At 52.5% G+C, this 21,738-nt stretch carries 13 protein-coding genes and 1 riboswitch; of the genes, 11 read left to right on the top strand and 2 right to left on the bottom strand.

Going from position 1 to position 21,738, the window contains the following annotated elements:
• Positions 1-191 precede the first annotated feature (191 nt).
• From AC0LWN_RS26830 to mglC, 9 genes are all read left to right on the top strand, one after another.
• Positions 192-3,878, top strand: a complete 3,687-nt coding sequence (locus tag AC0LWN_RS26830; RefSeq protein ID WP_474670827.1) for a dynamin family protein — start codon at positions 192-194, stop codon at positions 3,876-3,878.
• A gap of 147 nt (positions 3,879-4,025) precedes the next feature.
• Positions 4,026-5,216 (top strand): formate-dependent phosphoribosylglycinamide formyltransferase, encoded by a 1,191-nt coding sequence (gene purT / locus AC0LWN_RS26825; protein ID WP_474670883.1) that lies wholly within the window; start codon positions 4,026-4,028, stop codon positions 5,214-5,216.
• Positions 5,206-5,670 (top strand): GNAT family N-acetyltransferase, encoded by a 465-nt coding sequence (locus AC0LWN_RS26820; protein WP_458966679.1) that lies wholly within the window; start codon positions 5,206-5,208, stop codon positions 5,668-5,670. The genes purT and AC0LWN_RS26820 overlap by 11 nt, the downstream gene beginning before the upstream one ends.
• Positions 5,671-6,456: 786 nt before the next feature.
• The gene (locus AC0LWN_RS26815; protein WP_474670824.1) at positions 6,457-8,106 is read left to right on the top strand and encodes a response regulator; all 1,650 of its coding nucleotides are present in this window, start codon (positions 6,457-6,459) and stop codon (positions 8,104-8,106) included.
• 3 nt (positions 8,107-8,109) lie between these two features.
• A complete protein-coding gene (locus tag AC0LWN_RS26810) occupies positions 8,110-9,942 on the top strand; it encodes a sensor histidine kinase (protein WP_474670822.1) in 1,833 nt (610 codons plus the stop codon).
• Positions 9,939-10,958, top strand: coding sequence for a substrate-binding domain-containing protein (locus AC0LWN_RS26805; RefSeq protein ID WP_474670820.1), 1,020 nt, complete (start codon positions 9,939-9,941; stop codon positions 10,956-10,958). Before AC0LWN_RS26810 ends, AC0LWN_RS26805 begins: the two co-directional genes overlap by 4 nt.
• Before the next feature lie 141 nt (positions 10,959-11,099).
• Entirely contained in the window at positions 11,100-12,170 is a 1,071-nt protein-coding gene (locus AC0LWN_RS26800) for a galactose ABC transporter substrate-binding protein (RefSeq protein ID WP_474670818.1), read from the top strand.
• A 124-nt stretch (positions 12,171-12,294) separates the two neighbouring features.
• The gene (locus AC0LWN_RS26795; protein WP_474670816.1) at positions 12,295-13,806 is read left to right on the top strand and encodes a sugar ABC transporter ATP-binding protein; all 1,512 of its coding nucleotides are present in this window, start codon (positions 12,295-12,297) and stop codon (positions 13,804-13,806) included.
• Positions 13,807-13,821: 15 nt separating this feature from the next.
• A complete protein-coding gene (gene mglC, locus AC0LWN_RS26790; RefSeq protein ID WP_474670814.1) occupies positions 13,822-14,829 on the top strand; it encodes a galactose/methyl galactoside ABC transporter permease MglC in 1,008 nt (335 codons plus the stop codon).
• A gap of 841 nt (positions 14,830-15,670) precedes the next feature.
• Here the strand turns inward: mglC and AC0LWN_RS26785 are convergent.
• Positions 15,671-15,994, bottom strand: coding sequence for an adenine deaminase C-terminal domain-containing protein (locus tag AC0LWN_RS26785; RefSeq protein WP_474670812.1), 324 nt, complete (start codon positions 15,992-15,994; stop codon positions 15,671-15,673).
• A gap of 62 nt (positions 15,995-16,056) precedes the next feature.
• Between AC0LWN_RS26785 and AC0LWN_RS26780 the strand changes: the two genes are divergently transcribed.
• Positions 16,057-16,986 (top strand): hypothetical protein, encoded by a 930-nt coding sequence (locus AC0LWN_RS26780; protein WP_474670810.1) that lies wholly within the window; start codon positions 16,057-16,059, stop codon positions 16,984-16,986.
• A gap of 164 nt (positions 16,987-17,150) precedes the next feature.
• On the opposite strand, the gene ade is transcribed toward AC0LWN_RS26780, so the two are convergent.
• On the bottom strand, positions 17,151-18,902 hold the full coding sequence (gene ade, locus AC0LWN_RS26775) for an adenine deaminase (RefSeq protein ID WP_474670807.1): 1,752 nt from the start codon (positions 18,900-18,902) through the stop codon (positions 17,151-17,153).
• Between the two features lie 473 nt (positions 18,903-19,375).
• Positions 19,376-19,475, bottom strand: a riboswitch (purine riboswitch).
• A gap of 124 nt (positions 19,476-19,599) precedes the next feature.
• Here ade and AC0LWN_RS26770 point away from each other — a divergent pair.
• A complete protein-coding gene (locus AC0LWN_RS26770; protein WP_474670806.1) occupies positions 19,600-21,552 on the top strand; it encodes a WG repeat-containing protein in 1,953 nt (650 codons plus the stop codon).
• The last annotated feature ends 186 nt before the right edge of the window (positions 21,553-21,738 follow it).

Raw genomic sequence — 21,738 nt, 5'->3', positions numbered from 1 at the left:
GATAAAATGTAATTATTCTATTGTAAAATAATGATGTCCGAACGGAGAGCATTGTTATGGAAGCCTCGAATTTTGGCGAAGGCAAACTTGGGGCCCTTCTATGAAGTAACATCATCTGAAGTGCCGCGAAAGAGCGGCATGGATGTCTATTGTGAGCCATACGATTCATGATATAGAAGGTGGGAATTAAAGTGGGAGCGGAAAGGGCCAAGATGGTGAAGGAAATCCGGGAAGAGTCGCCTTTTACACTGTTAAGAGAGCTTATGGAACGTTGGGAAGATCCGGCTGCGGAACGAATTATTGCCGATCTGCAGGCAAAAGCTGCTGCGGGTGAGCTGACTCTGGCCTTTTGCGGGCATTTCTCGGCGGGAAAATCGAGTATGATCAATCAGCTATGCGGCAGTCCTGTGCTGCCCTCCGGGCCGGTTCCTACCAGTGCCAATATCGTATCTATCCGTAACGGAGCACCGCGTGTTCTACTCTATCCTATGGCAATCGAGCCGGGAAAAGAGCCTTCTGCATGGGAGACAACTCCCGATCAGCTACAGGATTATTGCCGCAGGGGCGGCGACTACTCAGCCATTGATGTCTGGGAGAATGTGCCGCTGCTGGGGGCGCACGGGGTATTGATGGACACTCCGGGGGTAGATTCCACCGATAACGGACATCAGGCAGCTACGCATTCGGCGCTTCATCTGGCCGATGTCGTGTTCTATGTGATGGATTACAATCATGTTCAGTCCGAGAATAATCTGGCGTTTGCCAAAGCTCTTAGCGATTGGGGGAAACCTCTGTATCTGATCGTCAATCAGATTGACAAGCACCGTGAACGCGAGATAACGATTGAGGTGTACCGGGAGCAATTGGAAAGCGCTTTCGGACAGTGGGGCATTCAATCAGCCGGAATTCTCTTCACTTCACTAAAAGCGGGGGATCATCCGCTTAATCAGTGGGATGACTTGCTCACCGTGATTGCCTCCTTGCTGGAACAAAGGGAAGAGCTGCTGCAGTTTAGCTTGTCACGCTCTCTGCATCATACTGCAGACGCTGCGCTGGAGGCTTACCGGCAGGAGCAGCGGGAAGAACGGGAGCAGCTTCAGGAAGAGGCGGGCACTGCGGATAAGGATACCGTGGAGCGCGGGCTTATTGAATGCGCGGAAGAGCGCGAGGCGATCAGCGGGCTTGCGGAGCAGTCGCGGCTGAATCTGCGCGCTGGCCTGGATGCGCTGCTGGGCAACAGCAGCCTGATGCCGGCAGAGGTCAGAGCGGCGGCGGGGGCCTATGCGGAAAGCGTTAGTCCCGGCTTCCGGCGGGGGCTGCTGTTCACCGCAGCGAAGCGGGAGAAGGAGCAGCAGAATCGTCTGGAAGCCTGGCATACGCTGCAGAGCCGTGAGGTTGCCGCCCAGCTCGAGTGGCATTTGCTCCAGCTCGTGCGGGAATGGGGAGAAGGCCTCGGACTCTGGTACGAGGCGGCGGACACGGCACTTAAGCAAGGGCTCCCGGCGGTGAGCCAGGATATGCTGGCGGCTGCAGTGAAGCCGGGAACCGGGTTCTCCGGCGAGGCGCTACTTAATCTCTGCCGCGCTCTCGCGGCTGAGATTAAGGCAGGCTTCCGCCGCGCCGCCCTGGCCTTCGGCGATGAGCTGCTGGCGAAGCTGCCGCCTATGCTGGACGAGCGGCGCGCGGAGCTTGCGCGCCGCGAGGCGGCCCTGCAGCGGCAGGCGCGCGCCCTTGACGCGCTGGCCGCGCTTACCCGCGCGGCGGACGCCCGCGCGGCCGAGCTTGCGGCGCTGCTGCCGCCGCGCCGCACCCTCACCCCCGGCACCCTGCCGGTGCCGGAGGTGAGGGTTACCCCGCGGGCGGGCGCGCTTAGCGCCGCACCGCGCGAGACCCAGCCGCCGCACAGCGCAGCGGCTGGGAGCCCCGCCGCAGCAGGCTTTGCGGCGGGGGCGGCTTCGCCGGCGGGCGGGCGCCGCCGGCTCGGGAAGGCCGCAGCGGCGCTGGACGCTGCGGCAGAGCTGCTGCGCGGCGAGCCGGCGATGGCGTCGGCTGCGCGCAGCCTGGCGGCGCGGGCGGCGGATCTCGCCGGCGGCCGCTTCACCCTGGCGCTGTTCGGAGCGTTCAGCGCCGGTAAATCCTCCTTCGCCAATGCGCTGCTTGGCGAAGAGGTGCTGCCCGTGTCTCCGCATCCCGCCACGGCAGCGGTCAACCGCATATTGGCGCCGGAAGGGGACTTCCGTCACGCCAGCGCGGTTGTCGCCATGAAGACGGCGGAGGATTTCTGGGAGGACATCCTCCATTCCTTCAGCGTGCTGCAGCTCGCAGCGCCGCAGCGGCACTCATGGACGGCTGCGGCCGCGAACGTCCAGGTCAGCGGGCTTCATCCTTCAGCGCTGCCGCATGCCGGGTTTCTGCGGGCGGCAGCAGCGGGCTGGAAGGAGGCAGAGCCTCTCCTGGGAACGGTGCGTACCGTTGATCTGCAGGAATACCGCCTGCTCGTTGCCGAGGAGACACGTGCCTGCTACGTTCAGGGGATTGACCTGTATTATGACTGCCCTTTGACGGCAAGCGGCATTGTGCTGGTCGATACCCCCGGCGCGGATTCCCTGCATGCGCGTCATACCGGAGTAACCTTTGGTTACATGAAGAATGCGGACGCGATATGTTTTGTGACCTATTATAACCACGCCTTCTCCAAGGCGGACCGGGGATTGCTCGCCCAGCTTGGGCGGATTAAAGACAGCTTTGCGCTGGATAAAATGTTCTTTATCATCAACGCCTCCGATTTGGCAACGGATGAAGCGGAGCTGGAGGAGGTTCGGCAGCATGTCGCGCAGAACCTGCGTGCCGGAGGCTTGAACGCGCCCAGGATGTATGCCTTGTCCAGCCTGCTTGCGCTGGAGGGTAAGACCGCAAACCGCCAGGATGTGTATGAGGCGTCCCGGTTCGCCGGCTTCGAGCAGGCGCTTGCGGATTTCGCGGGCGGAGAGCTGCCCCGATTGTCGCTTGCGTCAGCCAAAGAGAGCCTGGTCTCTGTGCGCCGCCGTGCCGGGGAATGGCTGGAGACGGCCAAGCTTGCTGCGGACCAGCGTGAAGCGGGCATGCGCAAGCTGCAGGAGCAGCGCCGGAAGGCTGAGCAGAGGCTGGCAGCACTGGAAGCCGAAGAGCGTCCGCGCCGCGATCTGCGCCGGGAAGGCGAGGAGCTGTTCTATCATGTCCGCCAGCGGCTTGCCTTTTCCTTTGGCCGTTTCTTTCAGGAGTCGTTCCATCCTTCCCTGCTTCGGGAGGATGGCGGTAACCTGAAAGAAATCTTCACAGCCTGTGGAAGAGAACTTGAACGCACGGTTCAGCGTGAGCTGGAACAGGAATTATGGGCGACTACACTGCGGCTGGAAGCAGCAGGAATCAGACTTGTGCATACAGCGGCGGTATCGGCAGCAGAAGAGCTGTCCATACCGGCAGAGGAGCTTCGGTACTTAGAAAATGGTAATGAACGCTGGAATTCTCCAGCCAAGCTGGAAGCCGAACTTGCGCCGCTGGATTGGCCGGCACTGTGGAACCGGTTCAAATCGCCGCGCCATTTCTTCGAAGGTCCGGGACGGAACGAGGTAAGGGCCGCTGCGGAGCCTTGGCTTAAGGATGCCGTAGCCGGGGCGTCTTCAGGGCTTGAAAGCTATCTGCTGGACTTCTACACAGATGCTTTGGAGGCGGCCTTGTCCCGTGCGGCGCATGCACTGCGCGAGAGTCTCGCTGAACGGGAGGCAGCCATGACAGAGCTGCTGAAAGGGGGTGATTCGGCAGAGCATTGGAGTCATCTCAGCACAGAATTACTGCGGCTGGAAGCTGCTTTCGGCAATATCATGGACAGCGATCTGTGAAGATTGTAGGAAAATGTCGAAGAAGACTTGCATTCTGACGGATGATGGAAGAAAATAAAGAAGCCTGAAAATTTACAATTGAAACTGCATCGTTTACAGAAAACTAGAACGCAGCAGTTAAATTGCCGAAAGAGGTTGGAATCGACAATGTGGGGAGCTCCTTTTTCAGCCCAGAGCCGTAAGCTGCTGCTCTTGGGCAGTGGAGAATTGGGCAAGGAAGTTATTATCGAAGCTCAGCGCCTTGGCGTAGAGACCGTAGCTGTGGATCGTTATGAAGCTGCACCGGCGATGGGAGTGGCCCATCGTTCCCATGTTATTGATATGCTTGACGCGGAAGCGCTGAAGAAGCTCATTCGTGCCGAGAAGCCGGATCTGATTGTGCCGGAGATTGAAGCGATTGCTACCCATGCACTGCTGGAGCTGGAGGAAGAAGGCTTTTTCGTAGTTCCTACTGCACGTGCGGCCCGGCTGACTATGGACCGGGAAGGCATCCGCCGGCTTGCTGCTGAAGAGCTTGGCCTGCCGACTGCAGCCTACCGTTTCGCAGACAGTCTGGACGAGCTGCGTCAGGCGGTGGAAGAGCTTGGCACTCCTTGCGTGATTAAACCGATTATGAGCTCTTCCGGCAAAGGGCAGAGCATCTGCAAGCGGCCGGAGGATGCAGAGAAATGCTGGAATATCGCGCTTGAAGGCGCACGCGCCAAAGGCACCCGCGTTATTGTAGAGGGGTTCGTTACCTTTGAGAGTGAGATTACACTCCTGACTGTGCGTTCTATAAGCGGGACTGTATTTTGTCCTCCCATCGGCCATATTCAGAAGGATGGCGACTATGTGGAGTCCTGGCAGCCGCATCACATGAGTGAGTCCCAGCTTGCCGAGGCCCAGGCTATCGCCAAGGCGGTAACCGATCAGCTTGGCGGATATGGAATTTTTGGTGTGGAGCTGTTTTTAACGGATCAGGGGGTACTCTTCAGTGAAGTTTCGCCAAGGCCCCATGACACCGGCATGGTTACAATGATTACACAGGATTTATCGGAATTTGCTCTGCATGTCAGAGCCATTCTTGGATTTCCGCTGGACTCGGTGCACTTGCTGACACCGGGCGCATCAGCTACCCTGAAGGCAGAAACAGCCGGACAAGCTTTTAGAGTAACCGGAATCGGTGAAGCACTCGCGCTTCCTCGTACTCAGGTTAGAGTGTTCGGCAAACCGGAGGTCCGTCCTGGACGGCGGATGGCCGTAGCGTTAAGTGCGGCGGAAGATGTGGAAATCGCGCGGACAGCAGCCAAGCAGGCGGCGTCTATGCTAAAAGTGGAGGGAATTGAGGATGAACAGTAGTACTCAGGAGCAGGTACTGCAAATTCGCAAATGCGGCATGAATGATCTGGAGAGAGTGACAGCCCTTCTGCGGGAATTCGGCTATCCGACAACGCTTAGCGTGATGAAAGAGAGAATGGAAGACATGGAGAATGATCCGTTCCATTGCACACTGGTTGCAGAGCTTGATAACGAAGTTGTGGGAATGGTTGGACTCCGGCAGGTGAAATCCTATTACAAGCATGCGGATTGTATTATGGAGATTACCGCGCTGATCGTATCAGAGGAGCATAGAGGAAACGGCCTTGGCAAAAGACTGGTCGCTGCAGCCGAAGAACGGGCCCGCCAGCAGGGCTGCTGCCAGTTGTTCCTGAGAAGCGGCAACCGTGTGGAGCGCGCACCGGCGCATGCATTCTACCGCCACATCGGATTCGAAAAAATCGCCGGCTACCGCTTTAACAAAACCTTGCTATAATCCTATACGTTACCGATCATCCCCATCCCGGTTCAAGCGGGATGGTTTTTTTTGCGAAAATTTCAGAATAAATTTACAAAAAAACCGTTATTTATCCGGACGTAGACTGAGGTTGCGAACCCACTACCTGATCGTCAGACTTTAAATGTTCGAGTTCAAACGATACTCCGCTGAACGGCTTAGGGGGTGGAGATCACGCTGCAGGCGTATCAGTCTTCACGAACAGAATCATCTCCTAATCGGAAGAGTCTACCCGTTTGTAACGGACTGAGCAGCTCTTATTTGTACTGAAAGTCATTTTTCCGCAAGTTAACGGACTCCAGTGCCTTTATGCGCGGACATTCACCCCAAATAACCTGCCGAAGAGGCAATAAGCGCTTTCCGGTCCGTAAGGAACAGAAGGATGGCTATCGACGAAACCCTCTTTCCCTGAACCACAAAGGCTCCGTCCTAAGCCAAAGTTTTAGAACTGATGCTGTACTCTCCGCTCGCAGCCTTATATTGTGGATTGACAGCGGCGCTATTGTCGTATGATAATGTACAACACACTTTTAGTGCTGAACGCTTGCTATATCAGTTGAACTAAAAAAATATAAAAGGGACGAAGTGACGGAGGGGAAGTTTGGATACTTACGGAGCGAACACGTCCGCCTTTATGTTTAGATTTCTACCGCGACCAGCGGTTCAAATCAGGAAATCCAACCATAACAGCGGCCGGAAGTCCAAACATTCCCCGCAGTTACGACCAGAACTAATGACCAAAACCTGATCCAAAGAGGGATGAACATGTATAAATTGATTCTTGTTGAAGATGAAGAAGACGTAAGGGAAGGAATTGTCGCACAGATCGACTGGGAAAGCTACGGCTTTGAGGTTGTGGATCAGGCCGAGAACGGCCGGGAGGCTGCGGATGCCATTGACCGGCTGCTACCGGACGTAGTTGTTACAGATATTCAGATGCCCTTTATGAACGGGCTGCAGCTTGCCGAATGGATTCGCAGCCGCCACCCCAATACCAAGATTATTATTTTGACCGGCTATGACGAATTTGAATACGCCCAGAAAGCGATTAAGCTGCAAATTGACGAGTATATTTTGAAACCGTTTTCTTCGCAAGAGCTGATTGACATTCTGCTCAAGGTCAGAGGGACGATTGAGGCGGAGATTGCCGAGAAGGAGAACGTGTATGAGCTCACCGAGCACTATCGCAAGAGCCTTCCGGTGCTGCGCGAGCAATTTCTCTCTTCGCTGGTCTCCCGCAGGCTGCGTGCAGCAGAAATTGCCGAGAAAAGCGCCGAATACGGCATCAACCTCTCCGGCGAGCTGTTTCAGTCCTCGGTGATCAGCATAGATTATATTCGCGAGGGAAGCGGACAAGCCGCAGCCGAAGGCAGGCCCGTATCTCTCAGAGACACCGGGGACCGCAATCTGCAGCTGTTCGCTGTGCTGAATATAGCGGAGGAAATCTGCCAGAAGATCAGCTTCGGCAAAGTATTCATTCACCGGGATGATGTGGTCTTGCTCTCTGTAAGTGCCGGGAAGGATGAGACGGAGATTACGGCCAAGACCTTTGCCATCCTGGAGGAGATCCGCCAAAATGTACAGCGCTTTCTTAAATTGACGGTGACGGCGGGAGCCGGTACGGTATGCGGCTCGCCGTCCCTCTTGTCCGATTCCTTCGGAGATGCGCTGCAGGCGCTGGATTACCGGCTTATTCTTGGCAACAATAGAGTCATCTGGATTGAAGATGTGGAATCGAGAGTAGGCCGGATGCTGGCTTATGATGAATTAACCCGGCAGTCGCTGATCCGCACGGTCAAGCTGGGCACTGTCCAGGAGCTGAGGGAGGTCGTGAACGAGCTGTTCAGCGGACTCGATGCCGAGCAGGTGTCCACGCAGGACTATCAGATTTTCCTGCTGGAGATCATCACCTCGATTCTGCGGGTTGCGAAAGAGTCGGGCAGCGAGACGAACGATTTTATCGGCCCGGGGATTTCTTCGCTGAGCGAGCTCCATAAATTCAACAATATGGGCGAAGCCAAGGAATGGATTATTCAAGTGTGCACCCGGCTGATGGATTCCATTGCCTCCGGGCGGCAGTCGAGCTATAAGCAGCTCATTGACCAGGCCATTGAATATATCCGCAGCCATTATGAGGAGTCCGACATTTCCATCGGCAAGGTGTGCCAGCACCTGCATATCAGCACAGGTTATTTCAGCAGCATTTTTAAGAAAGAAATGAAAATGACCTTTGTCAGCTATCTGCTGCAAATCCGTCTGGAGGCTGCCAAGGAGCTGCTGCGCTCCACGGAGCTGAAGGCTTTCGAAATCGCTGAGCGAATCGGGTTTGCCGACCCGAATTATTTCAGCTTTTGCTTCCGCAAGAAATACGGACAATCACCCAAAGAATACAAAAACAGCGCCCGGGGAGGATAAGCCATGAACAAACCGAAGGCTTATTTTTTTCCGCTGCGCCCGCAGCGGCGCGGCGGAGGCAAGATCAGATGGTCTTCCAAGCTGCGGAGTATCCAGCTTATCATTACCTTAACCTTTACGGCGGTCACTGTGCTCGTTGCAGTGATCGTCAGTTTTATGCTGTACAACAAGTTTGCAAGCACGGCCGAAGAGAACGCCAACATGAATATGCAGCAGATCATCGAGCAGGTGAATTACAACCTTGGGCTGTACGTCAAAGGGATGGGGAGTATTTTCAAAACTGCGGAGAAGCAGATCACAGCCAGTCCTTCCATTGACTCACCGCTGCTCAATGAAAGAATGGATACGCTGATGAGCAGCCGTGAGGATCTGGTCTCTGTGGCCCTGTTCACACCGCAAGGGAAGTATGTCATGGGTACGCCAGGCCAGAAAATGAGGCTTAATACACAGCTGCAAAGTCAAAGCTGGTTCACCTCAGCTATACGAAGCTCCGAAATTTCCTATTCCGCACCGCATATCCAGAATCTTTTCAAGGGACGTTACACCTGGGTTGTGTCCATCAGCAAAATGATTCAGTACAAAGAAAACGGAGCGGCCAAAAACGGCATCCTGCTGATTGACTTCAACTTCCGCACCATTGATGAGCTTAGCAGGCAGGTTAAGCTCGGCAAAAGAGGATACGCTTACATTTTGGACTCACTGGGTAATATCGTCTACCATCCGCAGCAGCAATTGATTTATGCCGGACTGAAGTATGAGAACGTGGAGCCGGTGCTTGAATACGCATACCGCAGCTACCTGGATGAATCGACGGGAGAGAAACGTTTTATTACGGTACGTACATTGGCTCAGACCGGCTGGAAAATCGTCGGCGTCGCTTATTACGATGAGATTGTGACGACCAAACGCGACTTGAACCAGTTTTTGGCCTGGTTTCTGGGCGCTGTCATTCTGTGTGTTATTGCATTATCCGTCTATCTGTCCTGGCTGATCGCAAGCCCAATCCGCAAGCTGGAACGGACCGTCAAGCAGGTTGGGGATGGGGATCTCAATACCCCGATCCATGTCAGCGGCGCCTATGAGGTCGAGCAACTGTCGCGGCGCTTTAATCTGATGCTGCAACGGATTCGCCAGTTGATGGACCAGATAATTTATGAGCAGGAGTCGAAACGTAAGGGAGAGCTTGAGGTGCTGCAGTCCCAGATTAACCCGCATTTTCTGTACAATACGCTGAACTCTGTGATCCGGCTGGCGGAACGCGGCAAAACAGATGAGGTGGTGACCATGATCCAGTCGCTCTCGAAGTTTTTCCGGATCAGTCTCAGCAAAGGGAACAATATTATAACCATGCAGGAAGAGCTGGATCATGTCCGGCATTATCTGGTGATTCAGAGCTTCCGCTTCAAAAATAAATTCCGCTATGAGATTAAAGCCCAGGATGAGGTGCTTCAGTACCAGACGATCAAGCTTATCCTGCAGCCCATTGCCGAGAATGCGCTCTACCACGGTATTGAAATGCTGCCGGATGAGGGGCTGATTTCCATCACCGCAGAGCTGCAGGAGGGGCTTATAGTCATCAAGATCAGCGACAACGGCCTTGGTATGACCCGAGAAACGCTGAACACGATTCTTAGCGGAGGGGGCAAATCCGGCGGCAACGGCTCAGGTGTAGGTGTACGAAATGTGAATGAGCGGATCGGCCTCTATTACGGGCGTGAATATGGTCTTTCCTTTGAGAGTGAGCTTGAAGAGGGCACAACGGTTACGATTATTTTCCCGGCTATTAGTGCTGTGGAGGATCTAAATGGACAGAAGGAGGAGGAATCATCTCAATGAGAACAATACGGTTTTGTATGACTTTGCTGCTGTGTGCAGTGCTGGGAATCACGGTTACCTCCTGTCTGGGCCCGTCTAAAACGTACATCAGCACCAGCAAAACACGGAATGTCCACCTGATTGTGAAGATGAGCAGCGGCGATTACTGGAATACGGTGAAGCTCGGAGCGGAGGCGGCCGCCAAGGAGTTTAATGTGAAGCTGACGTTCAAGGCGCCGGCCTCGGAGAGCGACATAGATGAGCAGATTTCGATGGTGGAGGATTCCATTAAGCAAAAGGCGGATGTGATCATCCTCGCTGCCAGCAGCTATATGGGGCTTGCCCAGGTTGTGGACCGGGCGGCTTATTACAAAATTCCCGTGATCTCCCTAGATGCCGAAGTCGGGTCCGCCAAAGTAAGAACCTACGTGGGATCGAACGGCTATGAGGCCGGGCAAAAGTCTGCGGAAAGGCTCATTCAGCTTTTGCATGGCTATGGAGAGGTTGGGATCATCAATTTTACCAATTCCTCAAGCGGGCAGGAAGGATCTACCGGGACAATTGATTATGGAGCCAGGGATGCGGACGAACGGGAGCGGGGTTTTTTGAATTATGCCGCCCGTTATCCTCATGTTGAGGTTGTGCAGATTTCCTACACCTCATCGAGCACTGCCACTGCGGAGCAGCTGACCCGGGATATGCTGGAAAAGCACCCCAATCTGCGGGGGATCGCCACGCTGAATGAAACGGCATCGCAGGGGGCTGGCAAAGTCATACAATCTCTAAATAAGGACCATTTAAAAATGATTGCGTTTGACAGTTCTCCATCCATGATGGAAATGCTCCAGGACGGCACAGTACAGGCTACAGTTATCCAGAACCCCTTCAGCAACGGCTATTTGGCTGTGAAATATGCGGTAGAAGTCACCGAAGGCCTGGATGTGCCTGAGCGTGTCGATACCGGAACGAAGCTGATAGATCTGGAGAATATGCTGTGGCCGGAGAATCAAAAGCTGCTGTTTCCGTTCGTGAGATAGAAATCTTATATCATTAGAATTTTTATAAAAATGAGTAGGATTTTATATTCGCAACCGTTTTCATGTTCGGCATAATAAGGATGTACCCGGAACGCTACGGGCAAAATTTTAAAAAAAGATACCCTCAGGAGGTCAATTATTATGAAAAAAATCACTTCCGTTTTACTCGCTAGTGCATTGCTGGGTGCTGCTCTGGCAGGTTGCGGCGGCAATAACAAAGCTGCAAATACAGCGAATACAGGCACTGCTACAAATTCAGCTAACACCGGTAGTTCAACAGAAACTCCAAAAGTCGGGGTAGCCATTTACAAATTCGACGATACCTTCATGACCGGTGTCCGCAACGCGATTGATGCAGCCGCTAAAGGCATCGCCACAGTAGATATCGTAGACAGCCAAAACTCGCAGCCTACACAAAATGACAAGGTTGACCTGTTCATCACGAAGAAATACAACGGCATGCTGATCAACCCGGTTGACCGCACAGCAGCAGGTGTGATTATCGACAAAGCCAAAGCGGCCAATATTCCGGTAGTTTTCCTGAACCGTGAACCGCTTCCGGAAGATATGAAGAAATGGGATAAGGTTTACTATGTAGGCGCTAAAGCGGAAGAGTCCGGCACAATGTCCGGCCAACTGATTGCCGACTACTGGAAATCTCATCCAGAAGCAGACAAGAATAAAGACGGTGTGCTTCAATACGTAATGCTTAAAGGCGAACCAGGACACCAGGATGCGGAGCTTCGCACCAAGTTCTCTGTTCAGGCCATTGAGGATGCAGGCATCAAGGTTGAGAAGCTGGCTGAAGATACAGCGATGTGGGACCGTGTAAAAGGCCAGGAGAAAATGGCAGCCTTCCTCGGCTCGCATGGCGACAAGATCGAAGCTGTGCTTGCGAACAATGATGACATGGCTCTCGGTGCGATTGAAGCGCTGAAGGCTGCGGGATACTTCACTGGCGGCAAATATATGCCGGTAGTAGGCGTTGACGCAACGGCTCCGGCAGTTCAGGCACTGCAGGATGGCACAATGCTCGGCACTGTGCTCAATGATGCCAACAACCAAGGTAAAGCGGCTATTACGCTGGCGGCTCTGCTGGCTAAAGGTGAAAAGCCAACGAAAGAAAATATCGGGTTCGACATCACCGACAACCAATATGTCTGGATCTCCTACAAAAAGATCACCAAAGACAACGTGGCTGACGCTAAGTAAATCTCTATAACAATAATGCCGGGGAGCGGATGATCTGCTCCCTGGAATTCCTTAAGGGTAGGGAACAGGACGGAACCGCTGTGCCTCTCATGGAAAAAGAAAAAAGCGTAGGGGGCGTAACAACATGGCAAAATCAGAATTTTTGCTGGAAATGAACAACATCACCAAAGAATTTCCCGGCGTGAAGGCGCTGGACGGCGTAAGCCTCAAGGTTAGACCGGGGTCGGTCCATGCACTGATGGGTGAAAACGGTGCGGGCAAGTCCACGCTCATGAAATGTCTGTTTGGGATTTATTCACCGGACGCCGGTGAGATCTTTTTGGATGGCGAGAGGGCCAATATTTCGAACTCCAATGATGCTTTGAAGCATGGCATTTCGATGATCCATCAGGAGCTGCATCCTGTGCCGTTCCGCAATGTGATGGAGAACATCTGGCTGGGGCGTTTCCCGACCAGGGGTATCGGACCCATTCAGTTTATTGACCATAAGAAAATGTATACCGACACGGAAAATTTGTTCAAGGATCTGGATATCGACCTGAATCCCGAGACCCTGGTGGGCAAGCTGTCCGTATCCAAAATCCAATCTATCGAAATCGCGAAAGCTGTCTCTTTTCATTCCCGCGTGATTGTAATGGATGAGCCGACCTCTTCCCTTACGAGTGTGGAAGTTGAGCATTTGTTCCGGATTATCCGCGACTTGCAAAAAAGAGGGGTAGCCATTATTTATATATCCCACAAGATGGAGGAAATTCTCGAAATTTCCGACGAAGTCACGATCATGCGTGACGGTAAAAAAATCGGCACCTGGCCGTCGGCGGAGCTCACAACCGATCTGATCATCTCCAGAATGGTCGGCCGCGACCTTGAGAGCCGTTTCCCTGAACGTACTAACGTTCCCGGTGAAGTCTTCCTGAAGGTGGAAGGCCTGACCTCACCTGAACTGAGATCCTTCAAGGATGTGTCCTTCGAGCTCAGACGCGGTGAAATTCTTGGCGTCGGCGGTCTGGTCGGCGCACAGCGGACAGAGGTTATTGAAGCGCTGTTCGGTCTTCGCGCCATTCAATCGGGAACCATCTCCATTGCGGGCAAGAAGGTAGTCATTAATTCGCCTCAGGATGCCAAGAGGCACGGTCTGGCTCTGTTAACCGAAGAGCGGCGTGTAACCGGTATCTTCCCGGTGTTGTCCGTCCATGAGAATGGTGCCATCGCGAACCTTGACCGTTACAAGACCCCTTACTTCCTGCTAGACGGCAAGAAGAAAAAGGATGAGGTCGATAAAATGATCGAAAAGCTGCGGACGAAGACGCCTACAACCAAAACCCAGATTATGAATCTTTCCGGCGGCAACCAGCAAAAGGTGCTGCTTGCAAGATGGCTGCTTACCGAGCCGGAAGTTCTTCTGCTGGATGAACCTACACGCGGGATTGACGTTGGCGCCAAGTTCGAGATTTATTCGATCATTGCCGATCTGGCGAAGCAGGGCAAGAGCATTATTATGATTTCTTCCGAAATGCCGGAGCTGCTCGGGATGTCCGACCGGGTCATGGTGATGTCGGAAGGCCGGCTAACAGGAATACTAGAAGGCGAGCAGGCAACGGAAACCGAAGTTATGCGTCTCGCTGCACAGCACTAAGGGGGATCACTACTAATGAACGTTAAAAAAGCTCAATCTTTTGTCACTCAGAATGCTATCTATATCGTGTTGGTACTGCTCATTCTAGGAATTATCATATACGATCCATCCTTTATGTCGGTCAACACTTTGCGTGACGTACTAATTCAATCGTCCACACGGGTAATCATCGCACTGGGGGTTGCCTTCATCCTTATCACAGCCGGTACGGACTTGTCCGCAGGCCGGGTTGTAGGCTTCACGGCGGTTATCTCCGCCTCCATGCTGCAAATACCGGATTATTCACGCCGCTTCTTCCCGGATCTGCCGCAAGTGCAGGTATGGCTTCCCATCCTGATTGCCATTCTCGCCGGTCTGATCTGCGGTCTCGCCAATGGTATTATCGTCTCCAAGCTTAATGTTCCGCCATTCATCGCTACACTGGGTACTATGCTTATTGTCTATGGCCTGAACTCGCTGTATTTCGATATGGACCCGAACCAATCGCAGCCAATCGGCGGCCTGCGTCCCGATTTCACCAAGATCGGCTCCGGCTTCATAGGCAGCGGACAATATTCGATACCCTACATCGTTATCATAGCCTTGGTGGTTGCAGCCATTGTCTGGGTGCTGTTCAACAAAACCAAGCTGGGCAAAAACATGTACGCCATTGGCGGCAACATGCAGGCAGCCAAGGTTTCCGGGATCAACGTTTCCAAAAACCTGATCTACATCTATGCCATTGCCGGCGCTCTTTACGGTCTTGCCGGTGTGCTTGAAGCCGCCAGAACAGGCGGCGCAACGAATAACTACGGTAACATGTACGAGCTCGACGCCATCGCGGCTTGCGTAGTCGGCGGCGTATCCACCACAGGCGGTATCGGTACGGTGCCGGGTGTTCTGGTTGGCGTTATCATCTTTACCCTGATCAACTACGGCCTCACCTTTATCGGCATCAGCCCTTACTATCAGTTGATTATCAAAGGTCTGATTATTATTGCTGCTGTGTCGTTTGATATGCGGAAATATTTGTCGAAGAAGTAGGCGAAGTGGTGAGGGAAGAGGTTAAGGTGATTCGTTGAGGAAATGCGCTTAAGGTGACTGGGCGTGGCTGCGGGGAATGTTTGGGCTTCCGGCCGCTGTTGTCTCCAGATTTCTTGAATTATACCGCTGTTCGCGGATGAAATCTGGAGACAAAGGCGGACGCTAGCGCTCCTACAGCTCCAAACTTCCCCTCCGCCACTTTCCATCACCTCGGGGTATTCCCTCCCCGCTTCGCGGGGGGGAGGGCAGTAAAAAGCGTTAAGCGTTTGCCGGTATTAGGCAAACGCTTTTTTGGCTTGAACGTCGTAGCACTAACTGCCATGCGCTACCCGTCATGCGACTAACTGCCATGCGCAAACTGCCATGCGATTAACTGCCATGCGACTAACCGCCATGCGCTAACTGCTTTACTCTAACAACCATACTCTAACAACCATACTCTAACTACCATAGTCTAATTTCTACTCTATCTACACTGCGCTAACTGTATTATGTACAACTAAAAAATCAAATGTGGGCGCTGAGACGAAGGTAATTGCATTTCGTGCAGTTAAATTTGCGATATTTTGCTAAAAGACGGTTTTTCCTGATTTTTAACTGTATGGAATACAATTATTTCTATAAATTCCGTTTGGAGCATCATTATAGATGTAGTAAATACACTTATATGCTAAGACAAAAAAGAACTGTTCCAAAGAGCCACAGCAATAGCTTAGGGACAGTTCTTTTTTAAATGGATAAATTGGCTAAGTGTCTGCGCCTCAAGCCAGGTGCTAATTTACGGCCTAAATTCCAATATGCGAATAGGAGGCGAAGTCGAACAATCCCCGGTCGGTCAGCTTCAGCTCAGGGTTACCGGCAGCGCCAGGAAGGACAGCGCGAGAAAAGGATTGATGTGTTCCGGTGTGCTAATCTCGCGCAAGGCTGCGTAGAGCTGCTGCATTTCGGCGTACACCTGCCCGTAGCCCTGCTCGGACAACAGACCGGCGACTGGGAGCGGCAGGGAGGCGAGAACGGAAACGGTTAAGCCGCCGTTCATCGCGGCAATATGGCGGATCGCGGTGAACAGCTCCTGATCGGACACTCTGACTCGAGCTTTTGGACTTTTCGTACATAAATGAGAGCTAAATAGCTGAATTCTTTTTTTGATGTCGTTTATATGCAATACGGCTAACGGGATTCTTAGTATGATGCTGTAAGCACTAATGCACAGGGAGGTTGTAAAGCATGAAGAAATTAAAGACAACCGAATTTCAGGAAATCAGGCAATGGATGTATCGAAATGCACGGCCTATTGATTTGGCAATATGGCAATATCATTTTGAAAGCGGGAGCAAAGAGGCGGTCCTTCTAGCTCTATCAGCCTATCAAAATAGCGATAAAGGCTTTGGCCTTGCACTGGAGGCGGATAATTGGAACCCCAATTCCTTTCCATATGCAACAGGAATAGCCATTACCATACTGGATGAAATCGGGATTTCTGACTTGGAGTATTCCTATGTGAAAGGGATACTGGAGTATCTTGATAATTGCGAGTATTTTTCTGAAACAGGGTGGCAGTTTGCGATTCCTTCCAACAACGATTTCCCTCATGCACCTTGGTGGACGTACAGTGAACAAAACAATGCAGACAATGGTTACCACGCTACCGCAGGTTTAGTTGGTTTTATCTTCCAGGTTGCCGATCGGTCTTCCGGATTGTATAAGAAAGCCTTAACGCTTGGCGACAAAATGATGGATAAGATCAGACAGTCTGGACAACTTGAAGTCCATGAGCTTGGCGGTTATTGCACCTTTCTTCGAGGTGTAGAGCGGGCAAAGTTAACCGACAGATATGATTGCGTTTTTCTCGCAGATAGACTGGAAAAGTTGGTGGATGACGCCATTGAGCGAGATCCCGGCAAATGGCTGGTGTACTCGATGAGGCCGTCCATGTATATTTCATCACCGGCAAGTATTTTTTACAAAGGGAACGAAGAGGTAGTGGGAAAAGAGCTTGAATACATTCTTGAATCTCGAACTGACGCGGGTGTATGGGAAATAACGTGGAAGTGGGCGGATTACCCAAACGAGTTTGCGGTAGCAGAAAATTGGTGGAAGGCACATTGGGCCATCCATAACTTACTGCTGTTAAGGAATTTTGACCGAATCGGTTAGTCAAAGCTAATTTACAACATCGATCCATAATGTAAAGTCAGTAGATGTATTAAAAACGGATACCTCAAAAACAAAGAACTGTCCCAAGCAGCAACCGTGGCTCTTTGGACAGTTCTTTTTGACGCGCTTATATCTGATTAGTGCATTGACCTGCAAGGCAAATGCTAATTCGCGGCCTCAATCCCAACATGCGAATAAGAAGCGAAGTCGAACAATCCCCGGTCGGTCAGCTTCAGCTCAGGGATTACCGGCAGTGCCAGGAAGGACAGCGTTAGAAAAGGATTGAAGTGTTCCGGTGCGCCAATCTCGCGCAAGGCTGCATAGAGCTGCTGCATTTCGGCATACACCTGCTCGTAGCCCTGCTCGGATAACAGTCCGGCGACTGGGAGCGGCAGGGAGGCGAGAATGGTATCGCCGGATACAACGGTTAAGCCGCCGTTCATTGCGGCAATATGGCGGATCGCGGTGAACAGCTCCTGATCGGACACACCGGCGGCGATGATATTATGTGAATCATGGGCAACGCTTGAGGCGATGGCTCCTTTGGCGAACCCGAAGCCTTTGACGATGCCAAGGCCAACGTTTCCTGTATCCTTGTGCCTCTCGGCGACAACGAGCTTCAGCTGATCATGAAGAACCGATGGGGCAAAGAATCCATTCTCCACCTGCACCTTCTCCTTCAAGCGGCGGGTGACGATGGAATTCGGAATGATCTCAATGACGTTGCAGGTATCCGAGCCAAGCGGGAGAGCCAAATCCCCAATTTGAAAATCAGTCAGGCGGCAGCTCTCGACAATGGTCTTTGCTGTCTCTGCCGCTGTATTTTCCGGGAAAGCTTCCATCGCTAGCGTCCCTTGTTTTACGACACATTCGCCTTGCTTATACACCTCTGCAATGGAGAGTGAATTCAGATCGTCCAGCAGCACGAGGTCGGCCCGGTAACCCGGCCCGATGGCCCCTCTGTCCTGAAGGCCGAAGCACTCGGCGGCATTTAAGGTTGCCATTTGAATGGCTGTAATGGGATATAGGCCTTTGCTGATGGCAAGCCGGATGTTGTGGTCCACGCTGCCTTCCTCCAACAGATCGTCGATTAATTTGTCGTCGGTGACGAACAGGCATCTTCTGGCGTTCTGTGTAGTGACAGCGGGCAGCAGTGCTTCAAGGTCTTTGGCAGCAGTTCCTTCGCGTATCATCAGATACATTCCGAGATCGAGGCGCTGTTTTGCTTCTTCCGCATTCACGCATTCATGATCGGTCCGAATGCCTGCCGCCCGGAAAATGTTCAGGTCCTCCCTTGCGATCCCGGCAGCGTGTCCGTCGATTAGCTTCCCGTGGTCCAGCGCACCGGATAGTTTGTCCAGCATTCCCGAATCCGGTCTGGCTAGCGCAGGGAAATCCATCACCTCTGCAAGCCCCAGCACCTTGGGGTTGGCATAGAGGGGATTCAGGTCAGCGGCCTTCAGCCCGGCTGCGCAGGTTTCGAACGTTGTCGCAGGCACACAAGAGGGAAGCATAACGAAAATATCCACCGGCAGGTCATTAGAGCGCTCCAGCATATATTCAATGCCCTCCACTCCAGCCACGCTGCCAATTTCGTGCGGATCGGTGACAACTGCCGTTACTCCGTGCTGCAGCACTACCTTGGCGAACTCCTGCGGAGTCAGCATGGAGCTTTCAATATGCACATGCCCGTCAATCAGGCCGGGAATAATCCATTTGCCGGCGGCGTCTGCCGTCCGCTTGCCTTCATAGGAGCCGATGCCGGCAATGTAGCCGTCAACGATGGCAATATCGCCTTCCATAAGCTCACCTGTAAAAACATTGACAATCTTTCCGCCTTTGATCACGAGATCTGCCGGGATTTGCTTGCCGGCCACCTGAATCCGTCTTGCAAGCAGATTTTGATTGCTGGTCATAGAGTCCACATCCTTTGTTGTTATACTGCACCTGGTACAGGTCTAAATATGTGGCTTAGGAGGGAGCCTTTGTGTTTCAGGGAGAGAGACGGATTCGTCGTATCCATACTCCTGATCCTTACAGACCGTAAAGCCGTTACTTTCCCGAAAGGAGTACATTTAGCCGAGCTAACGGACCGGAAAGCGCTTATTGCCTCTTCGGCAGGTATATTTGGGGTGAATGTCCGCGCATAAAGGTTCTGGAGTCCGTTAACTTGCGGAAAAATGACTTACAGTAGAAATAAGAGCGGCTCAGTCCATTACAAACGGGCAGACTCTTCCAATCAGGAGATGATTCTGTCCGTGGGGCCTGATACGCCAGCAGTTTGGTCTCCACGTCCTAATCCGTTCGGCGGAGTATCATTTGAACTCCAACATGTAGAGTCTGACGATCTACTAGCCGGATACGCCAAAAATCCCGACCACAAAAAAACGCCAGGGCGGCATTTTTTTGTAATCAGGATTTTACGGTTCCTGGTAGAGACCCTCGGCCCATATCGCCGAAGTTATACAAAATGATATGTCTAATAGTATGCGAGGACGCCGTTATTATCAAGATCACAGCATATGTCATGTTGCCAGTGCGCAGATTAGGCACATAACTCCGCTCCCGCCCATATTCTGTAGGCATAAGGCTATGGTAAAGGGGAGCGACTGGATGCTGAGGATAAGGCTGAATGAGCTGGGAAAAGGAATGGATAGCGGCCTCCTGCAGGCCGAGGTGTGGCGCTGGGACGGGATCGGCTGGAATGAGGCTATCGTACAGCAGGAGGAGGATTTTATCCGCGCGGATGACGATTTGTTCGTAACCATCCCCGCAGAGCCGGGGTTATACCGTGTGGATTACTCCAAAAAGCCTTTGGGGCCGCTGTTCATTTTGTCTGAGCTGGAGGAGGCTGAGCTGCGGGCGGAAGTGCCGCATCCGGCACCTTTTAAGCTGAAAGAGGGCACGCTGTGGGGGTATATCAACAATGAAGGCCGGACAGTCATTGAACCGCGATACGAATATGCCGAGGAATTTCAGGCGAACGGGCTGGCAATTGTGCAACGCAAGGACAAGAGCGGGCTGATCGACAGCACCGGCAGGGAAAAGGTGAAGCCAATCTATTCCTTTATTGCCCCTTTTTCCGAGGGCCGGGCCGTTGTCTCCGATGCGAAAGGGTATACGCTCATTGATGAAAAAGGCAAAGAGGTCACTTCGGCGCGGTATGATTATTTGAATTCGCTTCATGAGGGGCGGGCGCTTTTCTCCAAGCAGAATCCTTCGGACGGTTCCCGCTACGGCTATTTGGATGCACAAGGCAAAGAAGTGCTGCCTGCTGTCTACGAGGATGGCGGAGATTTCAAGGACGGTATGGCGCTGGTCAAAATCAAAGCAGGGGAGTTTGCGCTGATTGATCCGCAAGGAGTTGTGCAGCATACGTACAATTATCCTTTTGTAGGCAACCTGGGCGAAGGGATGCTAGCTTTTCAGGCCGAGGAGAACGGCAAATACGGCTATCTCCGCACGGACGGCACGATTGCCATACAGCCGCAATTTACGTCCGCGCTGCCTTTTTCCGAGGGAAGGGCAGTGATTAATACCGCGCCGGACTTCGGCAACGCCTACGGGCTTATTGATATGCAGGGCAAGCAGATTATTCCGGCCACCTACGATGTTGTGCTGCAGCTTGGAGAAGACAGGGTTGCACTGGGAACACCGCTTGTTGCCGGCCAGCCCTACCGGGGTGCCAGCTATGTTATCGCCGATGCGGTAACGGGAAGAATTCTGAACAATCATCCCTTGCTGGGTGTGAACAATTACCAGAACGGGCTTGCGTCCGTATACGATGCGAAGGACACCTATTTTATTGATAAAACCGGCAACAAATCTGCCCAGCCCCCCGTTGTTCCAGGCTCCGGCACATTGTCATTCAGCGGCAGCCTGATCAGGGCGGATGTAGACCTGCGCACAGCCTATTATGACCGCAAGGGGAAGCTTGTATGGCGGCAAAATGACGTCATTCCTTTAAGACCGCCGTATTCCGTTCTGGAGAAAAAATATCATCCAAACAGAGATTACCTGGTGTATTACCCGGTTGTAGAAGGCATCGCCATCACAGATGTGTCGAGAGAAGTGAACGACAAGCTGCGCAGCCTTTCACTTGCCGAGGGGGCAGGAACAGCTAAGGATTTCAGCTACACAGGCGACTTTGCCGTATCCTTCTTCCGTAAAATTCTCCTGGTGCTGGAGTTGAACGGCTATCGTTATCCGTTCGGAGCTGCGCACGGCATGCCGACCAAAATCTATACGCACATCAATTTGAAGAACGGGAAATTTTACAAGCTCAGTGATCTGTTCAAGCCAGGCAGCAAGTATGTACAGAAGCTCAGCGAAATTGTCGGCAAACAGATTGCGACCGATCCACAGTACTCTTACGTCTTCCCTGACAGCTATAAGGGAATTACGGCCGATCAGCCCTTTTTTGTGGATGGGGAGGCGCTTTATCTGTATTTTGCCCCATATGAAATCGCCCCTTATGCAGCCGGGTTCCCAACCTTCCGTATCCCTTATGCGGAGATTATGGGCCTGATTTCGACCGAAGGCGAATTTTGGCAGTCTTTTCATTAATAAAGCTTGTATCTATAAGAAACGGCAGCCGTTCCTGCAGGGAGGGGCCGTTTCTTTTTGGTTTTGGGGGCAGATATGCCTTCGTAAGCAATTGGACAAGCTGATCTGCAATCTATTAAATGTAAAAAATTAGAAGGGCACAGATGAGAGATTTATGTTACAATAACCAAGGAACAGATTACAACT

The sequence above is a fragment of the Paenibacillus sp. sgz302115 genome (assembly GCF_056120445.1).
Note: the sequence above shows the minus strand (reverse complement) of the source record. Positions and strands in the feature narration are given on the sequence as shown.

Coding starts and splice junctions, on each gene's coding strand:
- mglC (WP_474670814.1), top strand. CDS start 13,822: ATGAACGTTAAAAAAGCTCAATCTTTTGTCACTCAGAATGCTATCTAT.
- AC0LWN_RS26795 (WP_474670816.1), top strand. CDS start 12,295: ATGGCAAAATCAGAATTTTTGCTGGAAATGAACAACATCACCAAAGAA.
- AC0LWN_RS26800 (WP_474670818.1), top strand. CDS start 11,100: ATGAAAAAAATCACTTCCGTTTTACTCGCTAGTGCATTGCTGGGTGCT.
- AC0LWN_RS26815 (WP_474670824.1), top strand. CDS start 6,457: ATGTATAAATTGATTCTTGTTGAAGATGAAGAAGACGTAAGGGAAGGA.
- ade (WP_474670807.1), bottom strand. CDS start 18,902: ATGACCAGCAATCAAAATCTGCTTGCAAGACGGATTCAGGTGGCCGGC.
- AC0LWN_RS26770 (WP_474670806.1), top strand. CDS start 19,600: ATGCTGAGGATAAGGCTGAATGAGCTGGGAAAAGGAATGGATAGCGGC.
- AC0LWN_RS26810 (WP_474670822.1), top strand. CDS start 8,110: ATGAACAAACCGAAGGCTTATTTTTTTCCGCTGCGCCCGCAGCGGCGC.
- AC0LWN_RS26805 (WP_474670820.1), top strand. CDS start 9,939: ATGAGAACAATACGGTTTTGTATGACTTTGCTGCTGTGTGCAGTGCTG.
- purT (WP_474670883.1), top strand. CDS start 4,026: ATGTGGGGAGCTCCTTTTTCAGCCCAGAGCCGTAAGCTGCTGCTCTTG.
- AC0LWN_RS26820 (WP_458966679.1), top strand. CDS start 5,206: ATGAACAGTAGTACTCAGGAGCAGGTACTGCAAATTCGCAAATGCGGC.
- AC0LWN_RS26780 (WP_474670810.1), top strand. CDS start 16,057: ATGAAGAAATTAAAGACAACCGAATTTCAGGAAATCAGGCAATGGATG.